General features: G+C 61.4%; 17 protein-coding genes. 7 read left to right on the plus strand and 10 right to left on the minus strand.

The window, feature by feature from the left end; genetic code table 11:
- Positions 1-2: 2 nt before the first annotated feature.
- Positions 3-614 (minus strand): holin-associated N-acetylmuramidase, encoded by a 612-nt coding sequence (locus tag PXK01_RS10505; protein ID WP_274859962.1) that lies wholly within the window; start codon positions 612-614, stop codon positions 3-5.
- A 166-nt stretch (positions 615-780) separates the two neighbouring features.
- Between PXK01_RS10505 and asd the strand changes: the two genes are divergently transcribed.
- Positions 781-1,671 carry an archaetidylserine decarboxylase gene (gene asd / locus PXK01_RS10510; protein ID WP_274859963.1) on the plus strand — a complete coding sequence of 297 codons (891 nt, stop codon included), beginning with the start codon at positions 781-783 and terminating at the stop codon, positions 1,669-1,671.
- Positions 1,672-1,674: 3 nt separating this feature from the next.
- Here asd and PXK01_RS10515 read toward each other — a convergent pair whose 3' ends face one another.
- Positions 1,675-2,097 (minus strand): PaaI family thioesterase, encoded by a 423-nt coding sequence (locus PXK01_RS10515; protein ID WP_274859964.1) that lies wholly within the window; start codon positions 2,095-2,097, stop codon positions 1,675-1,677.
- Between the two features lie 58 nt (positions 2,098-2,155).
- On the opposite strand from PXK01_RS10515, the gene PXK01_RS10520 reads away from it, so the two are divergent.
- The 3 genes from PXK01_RS10520 to gluQRS all read left to right on the plus strand — a co-directional run bounded on the left by PXK01_RS10520 (position 2,156) and on the right by gluQRS (position 5,480).
- Positions 2,156-2,944 carry an enoyl-CoA hydratase gene (locus PXK01_RS10520; RefSeq protein WP_274859965.1) on the plus strand — a complete coding sequence of 263 codons (789 nt, stop codon included), beginning with the start codon at positions 2,156-2,158 and terminating at the stop codon, positions 2,942-2,944.
- Positions 2,945-3,278: 334 nt separating this feature from the next.
- A complete protein-coding gene (gene trmFO / locus PXK01_RS10525) occupies positions 3,279-4,622 on the plus strand; it encodes a methylenetetrahydrofolate--tRNA-(uracil(54)-C(5))-methyltransferase (FADH(2)-oxidizing) TrmFO (protein WP_274859966.1) in 1,344 nt (447 codons plus the stop codon).
- A gap of 15 nt (positions 4,623-4,637) precedes the next feature.
- The gene (gene gluQRS / locus PXK01_RS10530) at positions 4,638-5,480 is read left to right on the plus strand and encodes a tRNA glutamyl-Q(34) synthetase GluQRS (RefSeq protein ID WP_274859968.1); all 843 of its coding nucleotides are present in this window, start codon (positions 4,638-4,640) and stop codon (positions 5,478-5,480) included.
- 22 nt (positions 5,481-5,502) lie between these two features.
- Here gluQRS and hisI read toward each other — a convergent pair whose 3' ends face one another.
- Positions 5,503-5,880 carry a phosphoribosyl-AMP cyclohydrolase gene (gene hisI, locus PXK01_RS10535; protein WP_274846283.1) on the minus strand — a complete coding sequence of 126 codons (378 nt, stop codon included), beginning with the start codon at positions 5,878-5,880 and terminating at the stop codon, positions 5,503-5,505.
- 58 nt (positions 5,881-5,938) lie between these two features.
- On the opposite strand from hisI, the gene PXK01_RS10540 reads away from it, so the two are divergent.
- Both PXK01_RS10540 and PXK01_RS10545 read left to right on the plus strand, forming a co-directional pair.
- Complete coding sequence (locus tag PXK01_RS10540) at positions 5,939-6,391, plus strand: iron-sulfur cluster assembly scaffold protein (RefSeq protein WP_274846284.1); 453 nt, start codon at positions 5,939-5,941, stop codon at positions 6,389-6,391.
- Between the two features lie 171 nt (positions 6,392-6,562).
- A complete protein-coding gene (locus PXK01_RS10545) occupies positions 6,563-7,858 on the plus strand; it encodes a methyl-accepting chemotaxis protein (RefSeq protein ID WP_274846285.1) in 1,296 nt (431 codons plus the stop codon).
- A gap of 254 nt (positions 7,859-8,112) precedes the next feature.
- Here PXK01_RS10545 and PXK01_RS10550 read toward each other — a convergent pair whose 3' ends face one another.
- The 5 genes from PXK01_RS10550 to sciP form a co-directional block, all read right to left on the minus strand.
- On the minus strand, positions 8,113-8,241 hold the full coding sequence (locus PXK01_RS10550) for a hypothetical protein (protein ID WP_274846448.1): 129 nt from the start codon (positions 8,239-8,241) through the stop codon (positions 8,113-8,115).
- Between the two features lie 145 nt (positions 8,242-8,386).
- The gene (recG, locus tag PXK01_RS10555) at positions 8,387-10,477 is read right to left on the minus strand and encodes an ATP-dependent DNA helicase RecG (RefSeq protein WP_274859970.1); all 2,091 of its coding nucleotides are present in this window, start codon (positions 10,475-10,477) and stop codon (positions 8,387-8,389) included.
- Positions 10,474-12,699, minus strand: coding sequence for an NAD-dependent DNA ligase LigA (gene ligA, locus PXK01_RS10560; RefSeq protein ID WP_274860037.1), 2,226 nt, complete (start codon positions 12,697-12,699; stop codon positions 10,474-10,476). Before ligA ends, recG begins: the two co-directional genes overlap by 4 nt.
- Before the next feature lie 169 nt (positions 12,700-12,868).
- A complete protein-coding gene (gene ctrA, locus PXK01_RS10565; RefSeq protein WP_274846287.1) occupies positions 12,869-13,594 on the minus strand; it encodes a response regulator transcription factor CtrA in 726 nt (241 codons plus the stop codon).
- 174 nt (positions 13,595-13,768) lie between these two features.
- The gene (sciP, locus tag PXK01_RS10570; RefSeq protein ID WP_274846288.1) at positions 13,769-14,047 is read right to left on the minus strand and encodes a CtrA inhibitor SciP; all 279 of its coding nucleotides are present in this window, start codon (positions 14,045-14,047) and stop codon (positions 13,769-13,771) included.
- Between the two features lie 147 nt (positions 14,048-14,194).
- Here sciP and mnmA point away from each other — a divergent pair, with 147 nt between their 5' ends.
- Positions 14,195-15,340, plus strand: coding sequence for a tRNA 2-thiouridine(34) synthase MnmA (gene mnmA / locus PXK01_RS10575; RefSeq protein WP_274846289.1), 1,146 nt, complete (start codon positions 14,195-14,197; stop codon positions 15,338-15,340).
- Here mnmA and lpxB read toward each other — a convergent pair.
- Together lpxB and PXK01_RS10585 are read right to left on the minus strand one after the other, a co-directional pair.
- Positions 15,334-16,494 (minus strand): lipid-A-disaccharide synthase, encoded by a 1,161-nt coding sequence (gene lpxB / locus PXK01_RS10580; RefSeq protein WP_274846290.1) that lies wholly within the window; start codon positions 16,492-16,494, stop codon positions 15,334-15,336. The two genes, mnmA and lpxB, sit on opposite strands and share 7 nt — an antisense overlap.
- Entirely contained in the window at positions 16,491-17,282 is a 792-nt protein-coding gene (locus PXK01_RS10585; RefSeq protein WP_274846291.1) for an LpxI family protein, read from the minus strand. The genes lpxB and PXK01_RS10585 overlap by 4 nt, the downstream gene beginning before the upstream one ends.

Genomic DNA, 17,282 nt, shown 5'->3' on the forward strand with positions numbered 1-17,282 from the left:
CCTTACCTCTCCCAATCCGCGACCCGCGCCCGAAACTGGGCCGCATCCATGTGGTACCTGTCTGACATGAACGCCTCTGCCCGGCGGATCCAGCCGCCTTTGTTGCCTGCACGGGTGCGGGCATATTTGCGGCTGGCGGGGCGTCGGTCGGCGAGGTCGAAGTAATAGCTGCGGCGCGCGATCCCATAGGCATCGCGCAAGGCAGAGGCATCGACACGTGCCGCACGATGCGCCGCAGCCGCCGTCTGCGGCCCCATGACGCCATCGACGGCCACGTCAAAACCCATCTGCACCAGAAGCCGCTGCAGGATACGGATCGCATTACCGCCCGCGTTCACATACATGTCAAAGACGCTGTCTTGCAGAGAATGCGGCAGGCGGTGCAGGCCCGGGCGCTCGAAATACTCTTTGACGAAGATCTCCACCGCCTGCTCCCGGCTCAACGCCTTCACATCGGCAAGACCCACCTGCCCGTCTCCGGTCAGATCAAGGCCCAGGCGGCGCAGGGTGTGGATGGTAACGCCAAATTTGGTTGCGCCGCCAGGATCGTCGGGGTCATTCACATAGTCACCCTCCCGATCTACGATTTCTTCTGCAATCTGCGTGACTTGCATGGGCTTTCTCTTTCTTGCTCACTGCAAAGCCTCACACAAAACAGCTCATGTCCTGTTGCGCCAGCGGCCGCCGCCCGGGCAACGGATCATTCTGTGCTTGTGCCCCTTGAACGCGGTCTGCTAGGCGCTTTGGCCAGCAACGGGCCACAACAGGCAGGACAGGACTATGACGCAGAACTCCATCCAGGTGGTCGACCGCGCGACCGGCGAGATCTTCAACGAGGTGATCCTGGGCGAGAAATGGATCCGCTGGGCCTATCAGGACTCAGGCTCCAGCCTGCTTGAACGGCTGTTGTTCCGCTCCTCCGTCGTCAGTCGGCTGTTTGGCGCCTGGTTCGACTCGTCTCTGTCGAAGGGCAAGATCACATCGGTGATCGAAGAGCTTTCGATTGACATGGAAGAGGCGCGCGATCCAGTTGAAAGCTATAGATGTTTCAACGATTTCTTCATCCGTCACCTGACCCCGGAAAGCCGCCCCTACAGCGACGATACTGAAGAGGTGGTATCACCTGCGGATGGCCGCGTGCTGGTGTTCCCCGAACTGGACGGCGATACCTTCATTCCGGTGAAAGGCCACCCTATGTCGATCCGAACCATGCTGCCCGGCCTGCATGAGCGGTTCATGGGCGGTGCCCTGGCGATCGTACGTCTATGCCCTGCGGATTACCATCGCTACCACTTCCCGATGGCGGGCCGGATCATCGACAGCCGCGACATCCCCGGCGCACTGCATTCGGTGAACCCCATCGCCCTTGGGGCCGGGCCAGACGTTTTTGGCGACAACAAGCGCAGCCTCACCCTGATCGAAACCGAAACCGCTGGCACCCTGTGTTTCGTCGAAGTGGGCGCCTTTGGTGTCGGCTCCATCGTCAATACGACGACCAGCGGAACCGTCACCAAGATGCAGGAAAAGGGTTACTTCAAGTTCGGCGGATCCACTGTCGTGATTGTCTTCGAACCCGGCAAGATACGCTTTTCAGACGACCTGATTGCCAACAGCGCCAAGGGCTTGGAAACCCTCGTTAAGGTCGGGCAACCGCTGGCAACAGCCCTGTAAAAGCTATTTCTCGGGCGGGATGGAATAAGTCATGGTGGAGCGCGCCACCATCTTGTCCGACCCGGCCGAGAACATGTGCACATCGCCCACCGCCAGCGAGCGCCCCAGTTTCAACAGGGTGCCCTTGGCAATCAGGTCAACGCCCGCCTCGGGTTTGCGCATGAAATCGAGCGAGCAGTTCGTGGTGACCGCCAACGCCTTGCGCCCCAGCCGCGACAACACCAGCCCGTAAACGGTCACATCGGCCAGCGCGAACATGGACGGGCCCGAGACGGTGCCGCCGGGGCGCAGGTGCCGCTCGGCCGTCAACAGGCGCATGGTGATCCCCGCCTCGGTCAACTCATCCACCGCGAAATCATCCGCCACCTGCGGAAAAATCTCTGCCATATAGGCGGACAACCCCGCCGCATCAAAAGCCAAGCCCATGCTTTTCCTTCTCCCTTGTCCAACATAGAGTTGCCCCAAACAGGGTCAGGAGGACAAGATGACAATTCTGGAACGTCGCGACGCAAATGCGATCGCACACCTGCGCATGAACGCGCCCGAACGGCTGAATGCGCTCTCGGATGAGATGCTAGCCGCCCTGCAAGAGCAGATTGATGCGCTGCAAGGTGACAGCAGCATCAAGGCGGTGGTGCTGTCCGGCGCGGGCAAGGCCTTTTGCGCTGGTCACGACATTCGCCAGATGACAGCAGGGCGCGAAGCGGCGGATGGCGGCAAATCCTATTTCCAGGATCTCTTTGCCCGCTGCACCTCTGTCATGCTGGGCCTGCAGCGCCTGCCCCAGCCGGTGATTGCCCAGGTGCATGGCATTGCCACGGCAGCGGGCTGTCAGCTGGTCGCCTCCTGCGATCTGGCCGTGGCCGCGGATGACACGCGGTTTGGCGTCAATGGTGTCAATATCGGGCTGTTCTGCTCCACCCCGATGGTGGCCCTGTCGCGCAATATCCCGCGCAAACATGCGTTTGAGCTGCTGACCACCGGCGAATTCATGACCGCCACCCGCGCAGCCGAACTGGGCCTGATCAACCGCGCGGTTCCGGGGAGCGATCTGGAGGGTGAAACCCTGAAGCTGGCGGAAACCATCGCCGGCAAGCTGGTCTCCGCCGTCAAGATCGGCAAGGAAGCCTATTACCGGCAATTGGAAATGCCGCTGGAGGAGGCCTATGCCTATACCAGCGATGTCATCGTGGAAAACCTGATGCACCGTGACACCATCGAAGGGCTCAATGCCTTTATCGAAAAACGCCCGCCCAACTGGGACACCGACTGATTTTTCCGAAAATTTGAGCCAAGTTCAGTCTTTGTTTACGATTGACAGGATATTGTTTCCATATCCGGTCTTTCAATAAAGGCAGGATCATGGCAAAGATTGGGCACCGGTCGCAAGCCGGTCACAATTTTGGGTCGCTGCGTCGGAAGGTCCCTCCGATCCGGGTCTCTCTCCCCGGCTGACATTCCCGCCGCAGCGACCCCAAAATCTCCTCCTGCAGATCAAAGAACGCGCGTGGTGCCCTGAGGTTTGCATCCAGTTCTGTCTTCCTTGGGATACTGCACCCGCGCATGTCATATTGCGCAAGGCCCCTCCCTGCCCTATGTGGCACCTCATGACACAAGACTTGCATATCGTGGGCGGCGGCATGGCCGGGTCCGAGGCCGCCTGGCAGGCGGCGAACATGGGCGTCAAGGTGGTGCTGCATGAAATGCGGCCCAAGGTGGAAACCTTTGCCCATCAAACCGGCAACCTCGGGGAGATGGTCTGTTCCAACTCCTTCCGCTCGGACGATGACGAGCAGAACGCTGTCGGCCTGTTGCATTGGGAGATGCGCGCCGCGGGTGGGTTGATCATGACCACGGCCGATGCCCACCGCCTGCCCGCGGGTGGCGCTCTGGCCGTTGACCGTGATCCCTTTGCCGAAACCATTACGGCCAAGTTGAAGAGCCACCCGAATGTGACTGTGTCCTATGAAGAAGTCACCGACCTGCCCAGCGACGGCCAGTGGATCTTTGCGACTGGCCCGCTGACCTCTCCGACGCTGGGCAAGGCGATCCAGGCGGAAACCGGGGCCGAGGCGCTGGCCTTTTTCGATGCCATCGCCCCGATCGTCTATGCCGAGAGCATCGACATGTCCAAGGCCTGGATGCAGTCGCGCTATGACAAGGGCGAAACCGAGGAAGAGCGCACCGCCTACCTCAACTGCCCGATGGACAAGGACCAGTACGAGGCCTTCATCGACGCGCTGCTCGCCGCCGACAAGACCGAGTTTCACGAAGGCGAGACGGCCGGCTATTTCGACGGCTGCCTGCCGATCGAGGTGATGGCTGAACGGGGCCGCGAGACCCTGCGCCATGGGCCGATGAAACCCGTGGGCCTCACCAACCCGCATCAGCCTGAGGTAAAGGCCCATGCGGTGGTGCAGCTGCGCCGCGACAATGCGCTGGGAACGCTGTTCAACATCGTCGGCTTCCAGACCAAGATGAAATACGGCGCCCAGACCGAGGTTTTCCGGATGATTCCGGGGCTGGAGAATGCCAGCTTTGCCCGCCTGGGCGGCATTCACCGCAATACCTTCCTGAACTCGCCCACGCTGCTCGACAGCCAGATGCGGCTGAAATCCAAACCCCATATCCGCTTTGCCGGGCAGATCACCGGGGTGGAAGGCTATGTGGAAAGTGCTGCCATGGGTCTGCTGGCGGGCCGCATGGCCGCCGCGGAAATCCTCGACAAGCCCCTGACCGAGGTGCCGCAGGACAGCGCCATGGGCGCCCTGATCCACCACATCACCGGCGGCGCCGAGGCCAAGACCTTTCAGCCGATGAACGTGAACTTTGGCCTGTTCCGCCCGGTCGATGGTCTCAAAGGCGGGCGCCGGGGTCGCAAGGACCGCTACAAGGCCTATACCGACCGCGCCAAGGCCGCCTGGAGCGACTGGCTGCAGCAGTTTGCGTGATATGCGAGGGGCGCGATGACATTTCGGACCCGCTTTGCGCCCTCGCCCACCGGCCCGCTTCATCTGGGCCATGCCTATTCCGCCATTGTCGCCCATGACATGGCCCGCGCCGCCGGTGGTGAATTCCTGTTGCGGATGGAAGACACCGACCTGCAACGGGCCAAGCCCGAATGGGATGCGGCGGTGATCGAGGATCTGAGCTGGATCGGCCTCAGCTGGGACGGCCCCATCCTGCGCCAGTCGGAACATCTGAACGGTTACAACAAATACCTGGAAACCTTTGAGAGTATGGGGCTTTTATACCCCTGCTCCTGTAGCCGCTCCGATATCCGGGCCGCCCTTGCCGCCCCCCAGGAAGGCGTTGCGCATGATGTCTATCCCGGAACCTGCAAGGGCCGCCCAATGGAGAGCCGCAAACCCGGCGATGCGCTGCGCCTGCATCTGGATCGCGCCCTTGCCCGCCTGAGTGGCCAAAGCGTAGCCTTTGAGGAAACCGGCGAGGCCCACAGGGGCACCCATCATCTTGACCCGCAGCGTGCTCTGCAGGAGATCGGCGATGTGGTTCTGTGCCGCAAGGGCGAAGAGATCATCGCCTATTTCCTGGCCTCGGCGCTGGATGATGTGCACCAGGGCATCACCCATGTGGTGCGGGGCGAGGATCTGTTCGACTTCACCCAGCTGCAGGTGCTGCTGCTGACGCTGCTGGATCTGCCCGTGCCCGTCTACCACCATCATCGGCTGATCCGGGATGAGGCGGGAAAAAGGCTGGCCAAGCGCGACGATGCCCGCGCAATCTCCAAATACCGCGCCGAAGGTGCAACCCCGCAGGATATCCGTCGCATGGTGGGACTGGTCTGAGGTGGGACTGGCCTGAACCCCCTCAAACCATGGGTTTCATCAGTTCCACTTCTTCGCCTTCACGCACAGCGGTATAGAAGCAGCTGCGGCGGTTGGTGTGACAGGCCGGACCTGTCTGGCGCACCACGGCCAAAAGGCAATCCCGGTCGCAATCCAGCCGCAGATCCACCAATTCCTGCACATGGCCCGAGCTTTCGCCCTTGACCCAGAACGACTGCCGCGAGCGGGACCAATAGGTGACCTTGCCCGTCTCCAGCGTGCGCGCCACGCTTTCCGCATTCATCCAGGCCATCATCAGAACCTCGCCGCCGTCATGGTCCTGGGCGATGCAGGGAATGAGCCCGTTGGCATCGTAACGCAGGGTCTGAGGATCGAAAGTCATGGCAAAAACCTTTTGCATCTGGGTGTTCGCTCCCTATGTATGAGGAAGTCCAGCAAAGGGAAAGCCCGAGGCCCGCATGTCCAGCGAAACCGATCTGATCAAGCTCTACTCCTCCAGGATCCTGGCCCTGGCCGCCGATATCCCGCATCTGGACCGGCTGGACACCCCCGATGTGAGCGTGAAAAAGCGATCTCCCCTGTGTGGGTCGACGGTGACCGTGGATCTGAAGGTAGAGGATGGGAAGATCACCGACTTCGGTCAGGACGTCAAAGCCTGCGCTCTGGGTCAGGCCGCTGCTGCGGTGGTGGGGGAACACGTCATTGGCTGTTCCCTGGAGACGATCAAGACCGCCCGCGACCAGCTCAAATCCATGCTGACCGAAGGCGGCCCCACCCCCGATGCCCCCTTTGAGGAGTTGGAAGTCCTGATCCCGGCGCGTGAGTTCAAGAACCGCCACGCCTCGATCATGCTGGCCCTGGATGCCACCCTCGAAGCCCTGCAACAGCAAAGCGAGGAAAGCTGCGCTTAACGGAAAATTCACTGTGTGCGGCGTATTCGGATTCTGTAGCGAGTACCCGGAGTTCCAATGCAGCAGCCCCATTGCGCCCAAGAATCCACCTCCAAAATCGACAGCAATCTAAACGAACTTGCCGAGATTTCATCCCAACTTGGCTTTGAAATCGTTGATATTGCAGGATTTATGGATTCCATCGAAAGCAAATCCAAAGCCCAGCTTGACGATTTGCAACAACTGGATTTGGGCGCGGAACGGGTTGTCAAAGCCAACGCTCAGGTGATGGACACGGTCGGCGCGGTTACGGTTTCCGCCCAGCAAACGCTGGATTCGGTCCGGAACTCTGTCACCCTGGTGCGCGAAAGCAGTGGCCGCGGTCAGGAAGTTGCCGAATGGGTCCAGGACCTCAACAGCAGAACCGAGGCCGTCGCCGATACGGTCGACGCGATGCGCAAGGACAACGAAAAGATCACCGCCATCGCGGCCCAGGTGAATATCCTGGCGATCAATGCGAAAATCGAGGCCGGGCGCGCGGGTGATGCCGGGCGCGGCTTTGCCGTCGTCGCCGAGGCGATCAACGATCTGTCCAAGCGGACCACCGTTGCGGCCAGCGAGATCAGCAAGAACATCGAGGCCCTCTACGCCTGGATCAAATCCCTGGACAAAGAGACGGAGACCATTTCCAAATCTGCCAGCGCAATTCTGGATCAGGCCCGCGACACCGATGCCTCCCTGGCCAGCATTGAGAAAGACGCCCAGCACGTGAACAGCGAGACAGGCCGCATCCTAGGTGATGCCACCACCGTCCGTGATGCCATGGAGGCCTGCTTTCCCAATATCAACCGGATCAAAGTCTCGGTTCAGGAAACCACAGGCGGCATTCAAAACGCCCATGAACGCATTGAAAAGCTGGTGGTTTCCTCTGAACGTCTGGTGCAGGGCACAATCGCCGCAGGCGGTCAATCGACCGACAAGAAGTTCATTACCTTTGTGACCGACATGGCTGCAAACATTAGCACGCTGTTCGAAAAAGCTCTGGAAAGCGGACGTATTACCGAGGCGGATCTGTTTGACCGCACCTATGTTCCGATCCCGAACACCAACCCGCAACAGGTGATGAGCCGTTTCACGCAGCTGACCGACAGCCTGTTGCCCCCCCTTTTGGAGTCCGCGCTCGATCTCGATCCACGGGTGGTCTTCTCGGCGGCGGTTGACAACAATGGCTATCTGCCAACCCACAACAAGAAGTTCTCTCATCCGCAAGGGCCCGATCCGGAGTGGAACATGGGCAATTGCCGCAATCGCCGGATCTTTGACGACCGCGTCGGCCTGAAGGCCGGACGCAACACCGGCCCCTTCCTGATGCAGGTCTATCGCCGCGACATGGGCGGTGGCGAGTTTGTCATGATGAAGGATCTCTCCTCCCCCATCACCGTGAAGGGGCGCCACTGGGGCGGCTTGCGAATGGCCTTTACCATCTGATCGGCACAATCCTTTCCGCAAGTGGCATTGCCCCGCCCCCACACCTCGCCCCCAGAGGCACGCAAAAAAACCGCCGCACATCCGGGCAGATGGCGGCGGCAGAAAAGCTCTTCATGCGGGGGTGGGACGCGCTTTCCGGCAATCGGGATGCGCCGGAAGGGTAGCGATACAGGCAGGTGCTCCCTCATCAATACGGGACAGGATGCAAGCGCGGCCCCATGAACAGCTCAGGCAGGAAATTCTCGGGGCTCAGATCAAAGCAGACCAGGCAGGTGCAGCGCGGCCACCAGCATCACAGCCAGCGCACCAACACCAATGGCATCTTGCAAAAGGGTCGATTGCGCGTTTTGCAGCGTTGTTTTCAACTGTGCGATCATGGTCATTCCTCCGGCTCTGTCTGGGGTGAGACGCTGTTGCGCCCTCTTGTTGCCACTTTGTTCTCACACACGAGACGACAGGTAAAGAACTTTTTGAGAACATTTGCGAACTTTTGAGAACAAAAGACGTTCCCACTGTTCAGATCGGGCGCTAACCCACTGAAATCAATCGGAATGCCTGATCCTGCTTCATCAGCCACAAGAGCACGCGCGCTGCACGTCCACGGGCGCCGGTCAGGCCGGGATCCTGGGCAAGCAAGGCCCGAGCATCGCTTTGCGCGACAGCCATCAACGGGGCCTGGCGCTCTAGATCAGCGATTCTGAACCGTGGCAGGCCGGATTGGGCGGTGCCGATCATATCCCCGGCCCCGCGCATCTGCAGATCGGTTTCGGCAATGCAAAAGCCATCTTCGGATTCCCGCAGGACCTCCAATCGCCGCCGTCCGCCATCACTCAAAGGCGGTTGATACATCAAAAGGCAGGTGGATTGGGCACTGCCACGCCCCACCCGCCCGCGCAGCTGATGCAGTTGCGCCAGGCCAAAGATCTCGGCCCGCTCGATCACCATGATCGTGGCATTGGGAACGTTCACGCCGACCTCGATCACCGTGGTCGCCACCAGAACCTTGGTCTCGCCACTCTGGAAGGCGGCCATGGCGGCGTCCTTCTCTGCCGGAGGCATCTGGCCATGCACCAGGCCGACCACGCCCTCACCCAGCACCGCGCGCAAGTGTTTGAAGCGTTCCTCGGCGGCGGTCAGGTCCATTACCTCGGATTCGCCCACCAAGGGGCAGACCCAGTAGCATTGCCGCCCCTCGTCAATCGCGTGACGCAGGTGGCTGACCACCTCCTCCATGCGTTCGGTGCTGATCACCGCCGTTTTCACCGGTTTGCGCCCCGGCGGTTTCTCGTCCAGCACCGAGACATCCATATCGCCATATTGGGCCAATGCCAGTGAGCGCGGGATCGGGGTCGCGGTCATCACCAGAACATCGGCGCCGATCCCTTTTTCGGCCAGTTCCATACGTTGACGAACGCCAAACCGATGCTGCTCATCGATAATTGCTAGGCGTAAATCTGCAAAATGAACGTCCTGTTGGAACACCGCATGGGTGCCGACCAGGATCTGGATATCGCCACGTTCCAGGGCAGCAAGCTTGGCCTTGCGCTCTGCCCCCTTGTCGCGGCCGGTCAGCAGTTCCAGGACCACGCCCGCCTCATCGGCCAAGGGGCGCAGCCCTTCATAGTGCTGCTGGGCCAGGATGCTGGTGGGCGCCATCATAACCCCCTGCCCGCCTGCCTCTACCGCGACCAACAGCGCCATCAGCCCGACAAGAGTCTTGCCCGCGCCAACGTCGCCCTGAAGCAGGCGGTTCATCCGCTGGTCGGATGCCATGTCGGCGGTGATTTCCTCGATCGCGCGCTGCTGCGCCCCCGTGGGCCGATAGGGCAAGGCGGCAAGAACCCGCGATTGCAGCTTTCCGGTAGCCCGACTCTGGATGCCGCGCGATTTGCGTTCCGACTGCCGCGCCAGGGCCAGCGTCAACTGATGGGCAAAGAGCTCGTCATAGGCCAACCGCGCCCGCGCGGGCGCATCGGCGGCCAGATCCTCCAGCCCCTTGGGTTCATGAGCCTGGTTCATTGCCTGTTTCCAGCCAGGCCAGTCTTCTTTGGCGACCTGACCCGGATCGATCCATTCCGGCAGATCCGTCAGCAGTTTCAGGGCACCGCGCGCGGCCTTGAACATGGTCTTCTGGGTCACCCCATGGGTCAGATGGTAGACCGGTTCGAAATCGGGGATATCCGCAGCCTCGTCCAGCGGCAGAATATGATCGGGATGCACCATCTGCGCGATGCCGTCGAACAGTTCCAGCTTGCCCGACACCAGCCGCCGCGCCCCTTCGGGGCATTGCGCGGTCAGGTAGCGGCTGCGGCCATGAAAGAAGACCAGCTGGAAATCCGTCTGGGCATCGCGCACCGTGATCCGATAGGCCCCGCCCTTGTTGCGTGCCGGGCGATGGCTACCGATGGTGACTTCAACCGTGGCAACCGATGGCAGATCCAGCCCCTGGATGGTGTCACGCCTGCGCCTGTCCTGCACGGAATATGGCAGTGAAAACAACAGGTCACGCGGAGTCTCCACATCCAGTTGCGCCAGATGCTGCGCGGTCTTGGGACCGATCCCCGGCAGCGTATCCAGCGCACCAAACAGGGGAAACAGGATCTCGGGGCGCCCGCTCATGACTGTTCGATCAACTCCAGCCAGCTATCCTCGTCCAAGACCTTGATGCCCAGTTCAGCGGCCTTCGTCGCCTTGGACCCGGCGCCGGGGCCTGCCACCAGGATATCGGTCTTCTTTGAGACCGAGCCGGAGACCTTGGCCCCTAAGGACTCTGCCCGCGCCTTCGCCTCGGCCCGGGTCATTTTTTCCAGGGTTCCGGTGAAGACAACCGTTTTGCCAGAAACCGGGCTTTCGGCGGCGGGGGCGTCCGGGGCGATGACGGACAGATGCGCGACCAGACGGTCAATCGCCGCCCGTTCCTCCGCGTTGGCCAGCGCATCGGAGAGCGACAGCGCGAGGATGGGGCCGATACCGTCGGTTCCAACCAGATCATCCCAGGCAGATTGGGCCTCTGCCGGCACCGCGCAGGCCGTGATCGCCGCCGCCCGCGTTTCCGAAATCCGGGCCCGGCGGCCCGCGTCTTGTGCTGCGATCCGCTCTGCCTCTTCTGCCTCATCGGCAGCCCGATGCGCCAAGGCGGCGGGACGGGCCGCATCCGCCGCGTCCACCAACGCGGTCCAGCCCATATAGTGCAGCGCCAGATCGCGACCGGCCACCTCACCGACATGACGAATGCCCAAGGCAAAGATCAGCTTGGCCAGCGGGATATTGCGCTTTTCATCGATCGCATCGAACAGGTTGCTGGCCGATTTCTCTCCCCAGCCTTCGCGGTTCTTCAATTGCTGCATGCCGGAGCCGAACCGCTCACGCAGGGTGAAGATGTCGGCAGGCTCCCTGATCCAGCTGTCGCCGTAGAATTGTTCCACCTGCTTGTTGCCGAGCCCTTCGATGTCAAAGGCGCTACGAGAGACGAAATGCTTCATCTTTTCAACGGCCTGCGCGGGGCAGATCAAACCACCAGAACATCGGCGCACGGCATCGCCTTCTTCGCGGATCGCGGATGAGCCGCATTCCGGGCAGACATGGGGAAACTCAAACGGCACCGCGTCTTCGGGACGTTTACCGAGATCCACATCGGCCACTTTCGGGATCACATCCCCGGCGCGATAGATCTGCACCCAGTCCCCGACCCGGATGTCCTTGCCGCCCCGGATTTCAGCACCCTTGGAATCGCGTCCGGCGATATAATCCTCGTTATGCAGCGTCGCATTGGACACCACGACCCCGCCCACGGTCACCGGCGAGAGGCGCGCAACCGGGCTGAGCGCCCCGGTGCGCCCCACCTGAATGTCGATGGCCTCCAGCCGGGTCCAGGCCAGTTCTGCCGGAAACTTATGGGCAATCGCCCATCGCGGCGTGGTGGAGCGGAACCCCAGCCGCCCCTGCAGCGCAAGATCGTTCACCTTGTAGACGACCCCGTCGATATCATAGCCAAGCGTTGCCCGCTGCGCCTCGATACTCCGGTAATGGGCGATCATCTCCTCGACCGTTTCACACAGCTGGGTCAGGGGATTGGTGGAAAAGCCTAAGGATCGCAGTCTGTTTATGGCGTCAATTTGCATCTCTGCCAGAGGGGCAGATAGATCACCCCAGCTATAGGCGAAGAACTGCAAGGGCCGCGCCCGTGTGATCTCTGGATCCAGTTGCCTCAGCGATCCGGCAGCGGCGTTGCGCGGGTTGGCAAAGCTCTTGCCGCCCCTTTCGGCCTGTCGCGCATTCAAGTCAGCAAAGGCCTCGTGGCTCATGTAGACTTCGCCCCGCACCTCTAAAACCTCGGGCGCGCCTTCGAGGACTTGGGGAATATCAGCGATGGTACGGGCGTTTTCGGTCACGTTTTCACCGACACTGCCATCGCCCCGGGTTGCCGCCTGCACCAAACGACCGCCTTCATAGCGCAGCGACAGCGACAGCCCGTCGATCTTAGGCTCCGCCGTGAAGGACAGCGGCGCATCCGGCGAAAGGCCCAGGTATTTCCGGATACTGCGCACGAAATCCGCAACGTCTTCGTCCTCGAAGGCATTGCCGAGCGACAGCATCGGGATCGAATGGGTTATCTTGCCAAAGCCCGAGGCCGCAGGCGCGCCCACCGAATTGAGCTGGGTCGCGTCCTTTTGCAGCTCAGGAAAGGCCTCGACCAAGGCAATATACCTGTGCTTCGACGCATCATATTCCGCATCCGAAATCACCGGCGAATCGTCCTGATGATAGGCCAGATCGGCCGCGCGCAGTTTTTCCTGCAAGGACAGGAACTCCGCCCGTGCTTCGGCTTCGGTGATGTCCATTGCTGCGGCTTGTTGGTCTTGCGTCACACCGGCCCCCATTGTGCTTTGTCCTAGGTGATAGGGCGCAACAGCCTGCAGGTCCAGTAATCCGCGCAGCCTTTTTGGTGCTGCAGCGCATAGAAAAAACCCGCCGAAGCGGGTTTCATCCTACGTCGCACTTTCGGCTGCGTTATGCGCCAACTGCCATGCGCTGTTCGCCGCTATTGCCCAGCTGATCGTCCTGCGGATCGCGCAGCACATAGCCACGGCCCCAGACGGTTTCGATGTAGTTCTCGCCGCCGGTCGCAGTGCTGAGTTTCTTCCGCAGCTTGCAAATGAACACGTCGATGATCTTCAGCTCGGGCTCATCCATGCCACCATAAAGATGGTTCAGGAACATTTCCTTGGTCAGGGTGGTGCCCTTGCGCAGGCTCAGAAGTTCCAGCATCTGGTATTCCTTGCCCGTCAGATGCACGGCCTTGCCTTCGACCTCCACCGTCTTGGCATCCAGGTTAACCGAGATCTTGCCGGTCTTGATGATCGATTGCGAATGCCCCTTGGAGCGGCGAATAATCGCATGAATCCGGGCCACCAACTCTTCGCGGTGGAAGGGCTTGGTCAGATAATCGTCCGCGCCAAAGCCGAATCCCTTGATCTTGTTGTCGGTGTCATCGGCACCGGAAAGGATCAGAATCGGTGTTTCGATGCGCGCCATGCGCAGCTGACGCAGCACTTCGTGGCCATTCATATCCGGCAGACCCAGATCCAGCAGGATCAGGTCGTAGTCGTAAAGTTTGGCCAGATCGATGCCTTCTTCCCCCAGATCCGTCGTGTAGACGTTCAGGTTAGCATGGGTGAGCATCAATTCAATGCTTTTCGCAGTGGTTGGATCATCTTCGACAAGAAGAATGCGCATGTTTTTTATCTCCGCCTGTATCCTGTTTCCCTCAGGTCGCGTTAACCTTGCTGGAAAATAGTTAATGGCCCGTTACCATAATCGTTAAATCTCAACTACAAAGCAACCTGGTTAACACATACTACCACAGGATGAGTGATTGGTGGAGGGGTATCTTTTGGATACTAACGCACACTAAGGCTTACGGTACTTCTTCAATTGGGTAGTTTTCAGCGCCTCTTCACCATGATCGGCCACCGCCGCAACCCAACTGCGGAACTCTTCTTCGCTCAGACTATATAGACTCAGCGCCTCGTTCTGGGGAAGCAATCCATAGAGAACCCCCCTGACCACCGAAGCCTTGCGCGAGGCGACCCAACGCTTGGTGGTCTTCGGCGGAAGATCCGCCCGTGTCATGATGGTGCCATCCGGCAATGTCACGGCGCGGGGTCCATCAACTTTCTTCAAGAACATCACTTTATCCTTGTGCGGATTTGCGTATTTAGGTGCCCAAGCAGGTTTGGCCGATTGTCCTTAACGGCACGTGAACCACGCCCTTGAGGATCGTTAGGATTTTCCTATATTCTGCAACGCCTTTCCCTTGATCCAAGGAGTCGCCCCATGGCGCTGGACAATGACGCACCGCTGAATTCGCTTGGCTTTGCCAAACCGCCCTCGGAAACGCGAGTGGTGGTTGCCATGTCCGGCGGCGTGGATAGCTCTGTTGTGGCAGCATATCTGGCCGATCAGGGCTATGATGTGGTCGGCGTGACGCTGCAGCTTTACGACCATGGTGCGGCACTTGCGAAAAAGGGCGCCTGCTGCGCAGGGATCGATATCCACGACGCACGGCGCGTCGCCGAAGAGCGCGGCTTCCCTCATTACGTTCTGGATTATGAGAACATTTTTAAGGATGCCGTTATCGATGAGTTCGCCGACAGCTACCTTGCCGGGGCGACACCGGTGCCTTGCATCCGCTGCAACGAACGGGTCAAGTTCAAGGATCTTCTGGAAACCGCCAAGGATCTGGAGGCCGACTGCATGGCCACCGGTCATTACATCCAGCGCAAGATGGGCCCCAAGGGCGCCGAACTCCACTGCGCCGAAGACGCCAACCGGGACCAGAGTTATTTCCTTTTCTCAACAACACCGGAACAGCTGGATTTCCTGCGTTTTCCCCTGGGCCATCTGCCTTCGAAGGATGCCACCCGCGAAATGGCGGCTGAATACGGTCTGGCGGTGGCGGACAAGCCCGACAGCCAGGACATCTGTTTCGTGCCCGATGGCAACTATGCCAGCGTGATCGAGAAACTGCGCCCCGGTGCCGCTGACCCCGGAGAGATCGTTCATGCGGACGGGCGGGTCCTGGGCCAGCATACCGGCGTAATCCATTATACCATCGGGCAACGCCGGGGCCTGGGCATCGGCGGTCTCAGCGAGCCCCTCTATGTGGTGCGGCTGGATGTTGACAAGAAACAGGTGGTTGTCGGTCCCAAGGAGATGCTGGCCACCCGCATCATTCCCGTGCGGGAAATCAACTGGCTGGGAGACGAACCCTTCACCAGCCAAAAGGAATGGCATGTGGCGGTCAAGGTGCGCTCCACCCGCCCCCCGCGCGAGGCGATCATCCGCCCCCTGTCGGACACCACCGCCGAGGTCGAGCTGCTGACCCCGGAAGAAGGCGTCTCTCCCGGCCAGGCCTGCGTGTTCTATGATACCGAAAGCAGCCGGATCTTCGGCGGCGGCTGGATCTGGCGCGGCTACTGAAGCCCCGCCAAGACTGCCCGCGCCGCCCTGAGGCCGGGCGCTTCGCCCCCCTCGCCCAAGCGCTCCATGGTGAGCGCCATGGCGGCGGCCTGCGCCTCGGGATTGCGGCACAGATCCGAAAGGGCACCGGCAATCCGGTGAGGCGTGCAATCCGGGCCGAGGCATTCGGGAACCACGCGGCTGTCGCTGACCAGGTTGACCAGTGTCACCGTGTCGATCAGCGCCATGCGCTTCATAATCTGCCAGGTGAGCCACTGGAACCTGTAGGCGATGACCATCGGCGTACGCGCCGCCGCCAGTTCCAGTGAAACCGTGCCAGAGGCCGCAAGCGCCAGATCCGCCATGGCAAAGGCCGCCCGTTTGCGCGCCTCTGCCCTGGCCGGTTCCAGACCGGTTGGATCGAGCAGGCGCACGCCCTTGGGCCAATCCGCCACCTGCTCTCGCACCAAGTCCGCAACGGGTCCCGCGGTCGGCACCACGATCTGATACGCAGGATGGGCGGCGACAAAGTCTTTCAGTGCTTCGCCAAAGACCGGCGCCAGCCGCGACACTTCGGATCGCCGCGATCCCGGCAGCGCCAGAATCACCGGGGCCTCGCCAAGGTCCAGCTCTGCCCGCAGCGCCGCGATCTCCGCCTCTGTCGCTTTTGGTTCCGCCACCACCGGATGGCCGACGAAATCGCACCGCATGCCTGCCGCCTCCATATAGGGAGGCTCGAATGGCAGCAGCGCCAGCACGTGATCGATAGAGCGCGCCATCTTCGCAGCCCGACCCGGACGCCAGGCCCAGACCGAGGGCGCCACATAATGGACGGTGCGGATGTTGCTCTGCGCTTTCACCAATCCTGCCACGCGCAGGCAGAAATCCGGGCTGTCGATGGTGATCAGCACATCGGGCTGCATCGCAAGAACGGCCTCGGCCGTTTCCCGGATACGCCGTTTCAGGTGGCGATATTTCGGCAGCACCTCTGCCAGCCCCATCACCGAGAGTTCCTTCATGGGAAAGCGGGAGCTGAGCCCCTGCTCTGCCATCAAGGTGCCGCCGATCCCGTCGAAGGACACACCCGGGACCAGGGTCTTCAAACCGGCCATCAGCGCGGCCCCCAGCCGGTCCCCCGAGGGTTCCCCGGCGAGGATGAAGACCCGAAGGCTCATTCCGGCGCGCGCAGCCACAGGAACAGGCCCAAGGCGTCGCAGGTCTCGATCACCGCCTCCTGATCCAGGACGATCACGCCGCCCGCCTCCAGCACGAGGCCCGAAAGGCCCGCGGCGGCGGCCTTTCTCGCGGTTTCCGGACCGATGGTGGGCAGATCCGCGCGCCGGTCCTGGCCGAGTTTCGGCGCCTTGACCAGAACGCCGCCCTGCCCGTCGGGCCGACGCGCCAAGGTCTCCAGCATCCAGTCGGTGCCAAAGAGGGTCTCGACCGCGATGGCCTGCCCTGCGCGCACCGCGCAGGCCTGGCCGATATCCGCAGCGCTCATGGCGGCGACGATCTCTGCGCCGCGCAGGGCATCCGCCTTGTCCAATTCGCCCGGCTGCACCCGCGTCGGCACGCCCGGGGCCATCAGCAGATCCGGCGCCACCTCATGGGCGGCGCGGACGGTGAACCCCGAAGCCTCGATCAACTGCATGACCGCCCGCAGGGCGCCATCGTCGCCCGCCGTCAGCGCGCCCTGCAGCACCGGCACCATAGGAAGGGTTGCCGCATCGATGGCGCTAGGGTCGATTGAGGGCCGTGTCACGGCACCAGCCAGACAGATCTCCTGCACACCGGCCGATTTCAGCCGCTCCAGGAAGCTGCCGAACTGTTCCAGCCGGAAGGTGATTTCTGGATCCAGCGCATCGGGTTCGGAGCCTGCCATGGCACAGATCAGCGGACGCTCTGCCAGACGGTTGCAGAGTTCCAGAGGCAGCGCCCCCTGCCCGGCAATCAATGCGATCAT

The sequence above is a fragment of the Phaeobacter sp. PT47_59 genome (assembly GCF_028890025.1).
Lineage (GTDB): Bacteria > Pseudomonadota > Alphaproteobacteria > Rhodobacterales > Rhodobacteraceae > Phycobacter.

Coding starts and splice junctions, on each gene's coding strand:
- PXK01_RS10550 (WP_274846448.1), bottom strand. CDS start 8,241: ATGACCATGATCGCACAGTTGAAAACAACGCTGCAAAACGCGCAATCG.
- PXK01_RS10545 (WP_274846285.1), top strand. CDS start 6,563: ATGGATTCCATCGAAAGCAAATCCAAAGCCCAGCTTGACGATTTGCAA.
- PXK01_RS10515 (WP_274859964.1), bottom strand. CDS start 2,097: ATGGGCTTGGCTTTTGATGCGGCGGGGTTGTCCGCCTATATGGCAGAG.
- sciP (WP_274846288.1), bottom strand. CDS start 14,047: ATGTTCTTGAAGAAAGTTGATGGACCCCGCGCCGTGACATTGCCGGAT.
- ligA (WP_274860037.1), bottom strand. CDS start 12,699: ATGGACATCACCGAAGCCGAAGCACGGGCGGAGTTCCTGTCCTTGCAG.
- recG (WP_274859970.1), bottom strand. CDS start 10,477: ATGAGCGGGCGCCCCGAGATCCTGTTTCCCCTGTTTGGTGCGCTGGAT.
- ctrA (WP_274846287.1), bottom strand. CDS start 13,594: ATGCGCATTCTTCTTGTCGAAGATGATCCAACCACTGCGAAAAGCATT.
- hisI (WP_274846283.1), bottom strand. CDS start 5,880: ATGCAAAAGGTTTTTGCCATGACTTTCGATCCTCAGACCCTGCGTTAC.
- asd (WP_274859963.1), top strand. CDS start 781: ATGACGCAGAACTCCATCCAGGTGGTCGACCGCGCGACCGGCGAGATC.
- PXK01_RS10540 (WP_274846284.1), top strand. CDS start 5,939: ATGTCCAGCGAAACCGATCTGATCAAGCTCTACTCCTCCAGGATCCTG.
- trmFO (WP_274859966.1), top strand. CDS start 3,279: ATGACACAAGACTTGCATATCGTGGGCGGCGGCATGGCCGGGTCCGAG.
- PXK01_RS10505 (WP_274859962.1), bottom strand. CDS start 614: ATGCAAGTCACGCAGATTGCAGAAGAAATCGTAGATCGGGAGGGTGAC.
- PXK01_RS10520 (WP_274859965.1), top strand. CDS start 2,156: ATGACAATTCTGGAACGTCGCGACGCAAATGCGATCGCACACCTGCGC.
- lpxB (WP_274846290.1), bottom strand. CDS start 16,494: ATGAGCCTTCGGGTCTTCATCCTCGCCGGGGAACCCTCGGGGGACCGG.
- gluQRS (WP_274859968.1), top strand. CDS start 4,638: ATGACATTTCGGACCCGCTTTGCGCCCTCGCCCACCGGCCCGCTTCAT.
- PXK01_RS10585 (WP_274846291.1), bottom strand. CDS start 17,282: ATGATCGCATTGATTGCCGGGCAGGGGGCGCTGCCTCTGGAACTCTGC.
- mnmA (WP_274846289.1), top strand. CDS start 14,195: ATGGCGCTGGACAATGACGCACCGCTGAATTCGCTTGGCTTTGCCAAA.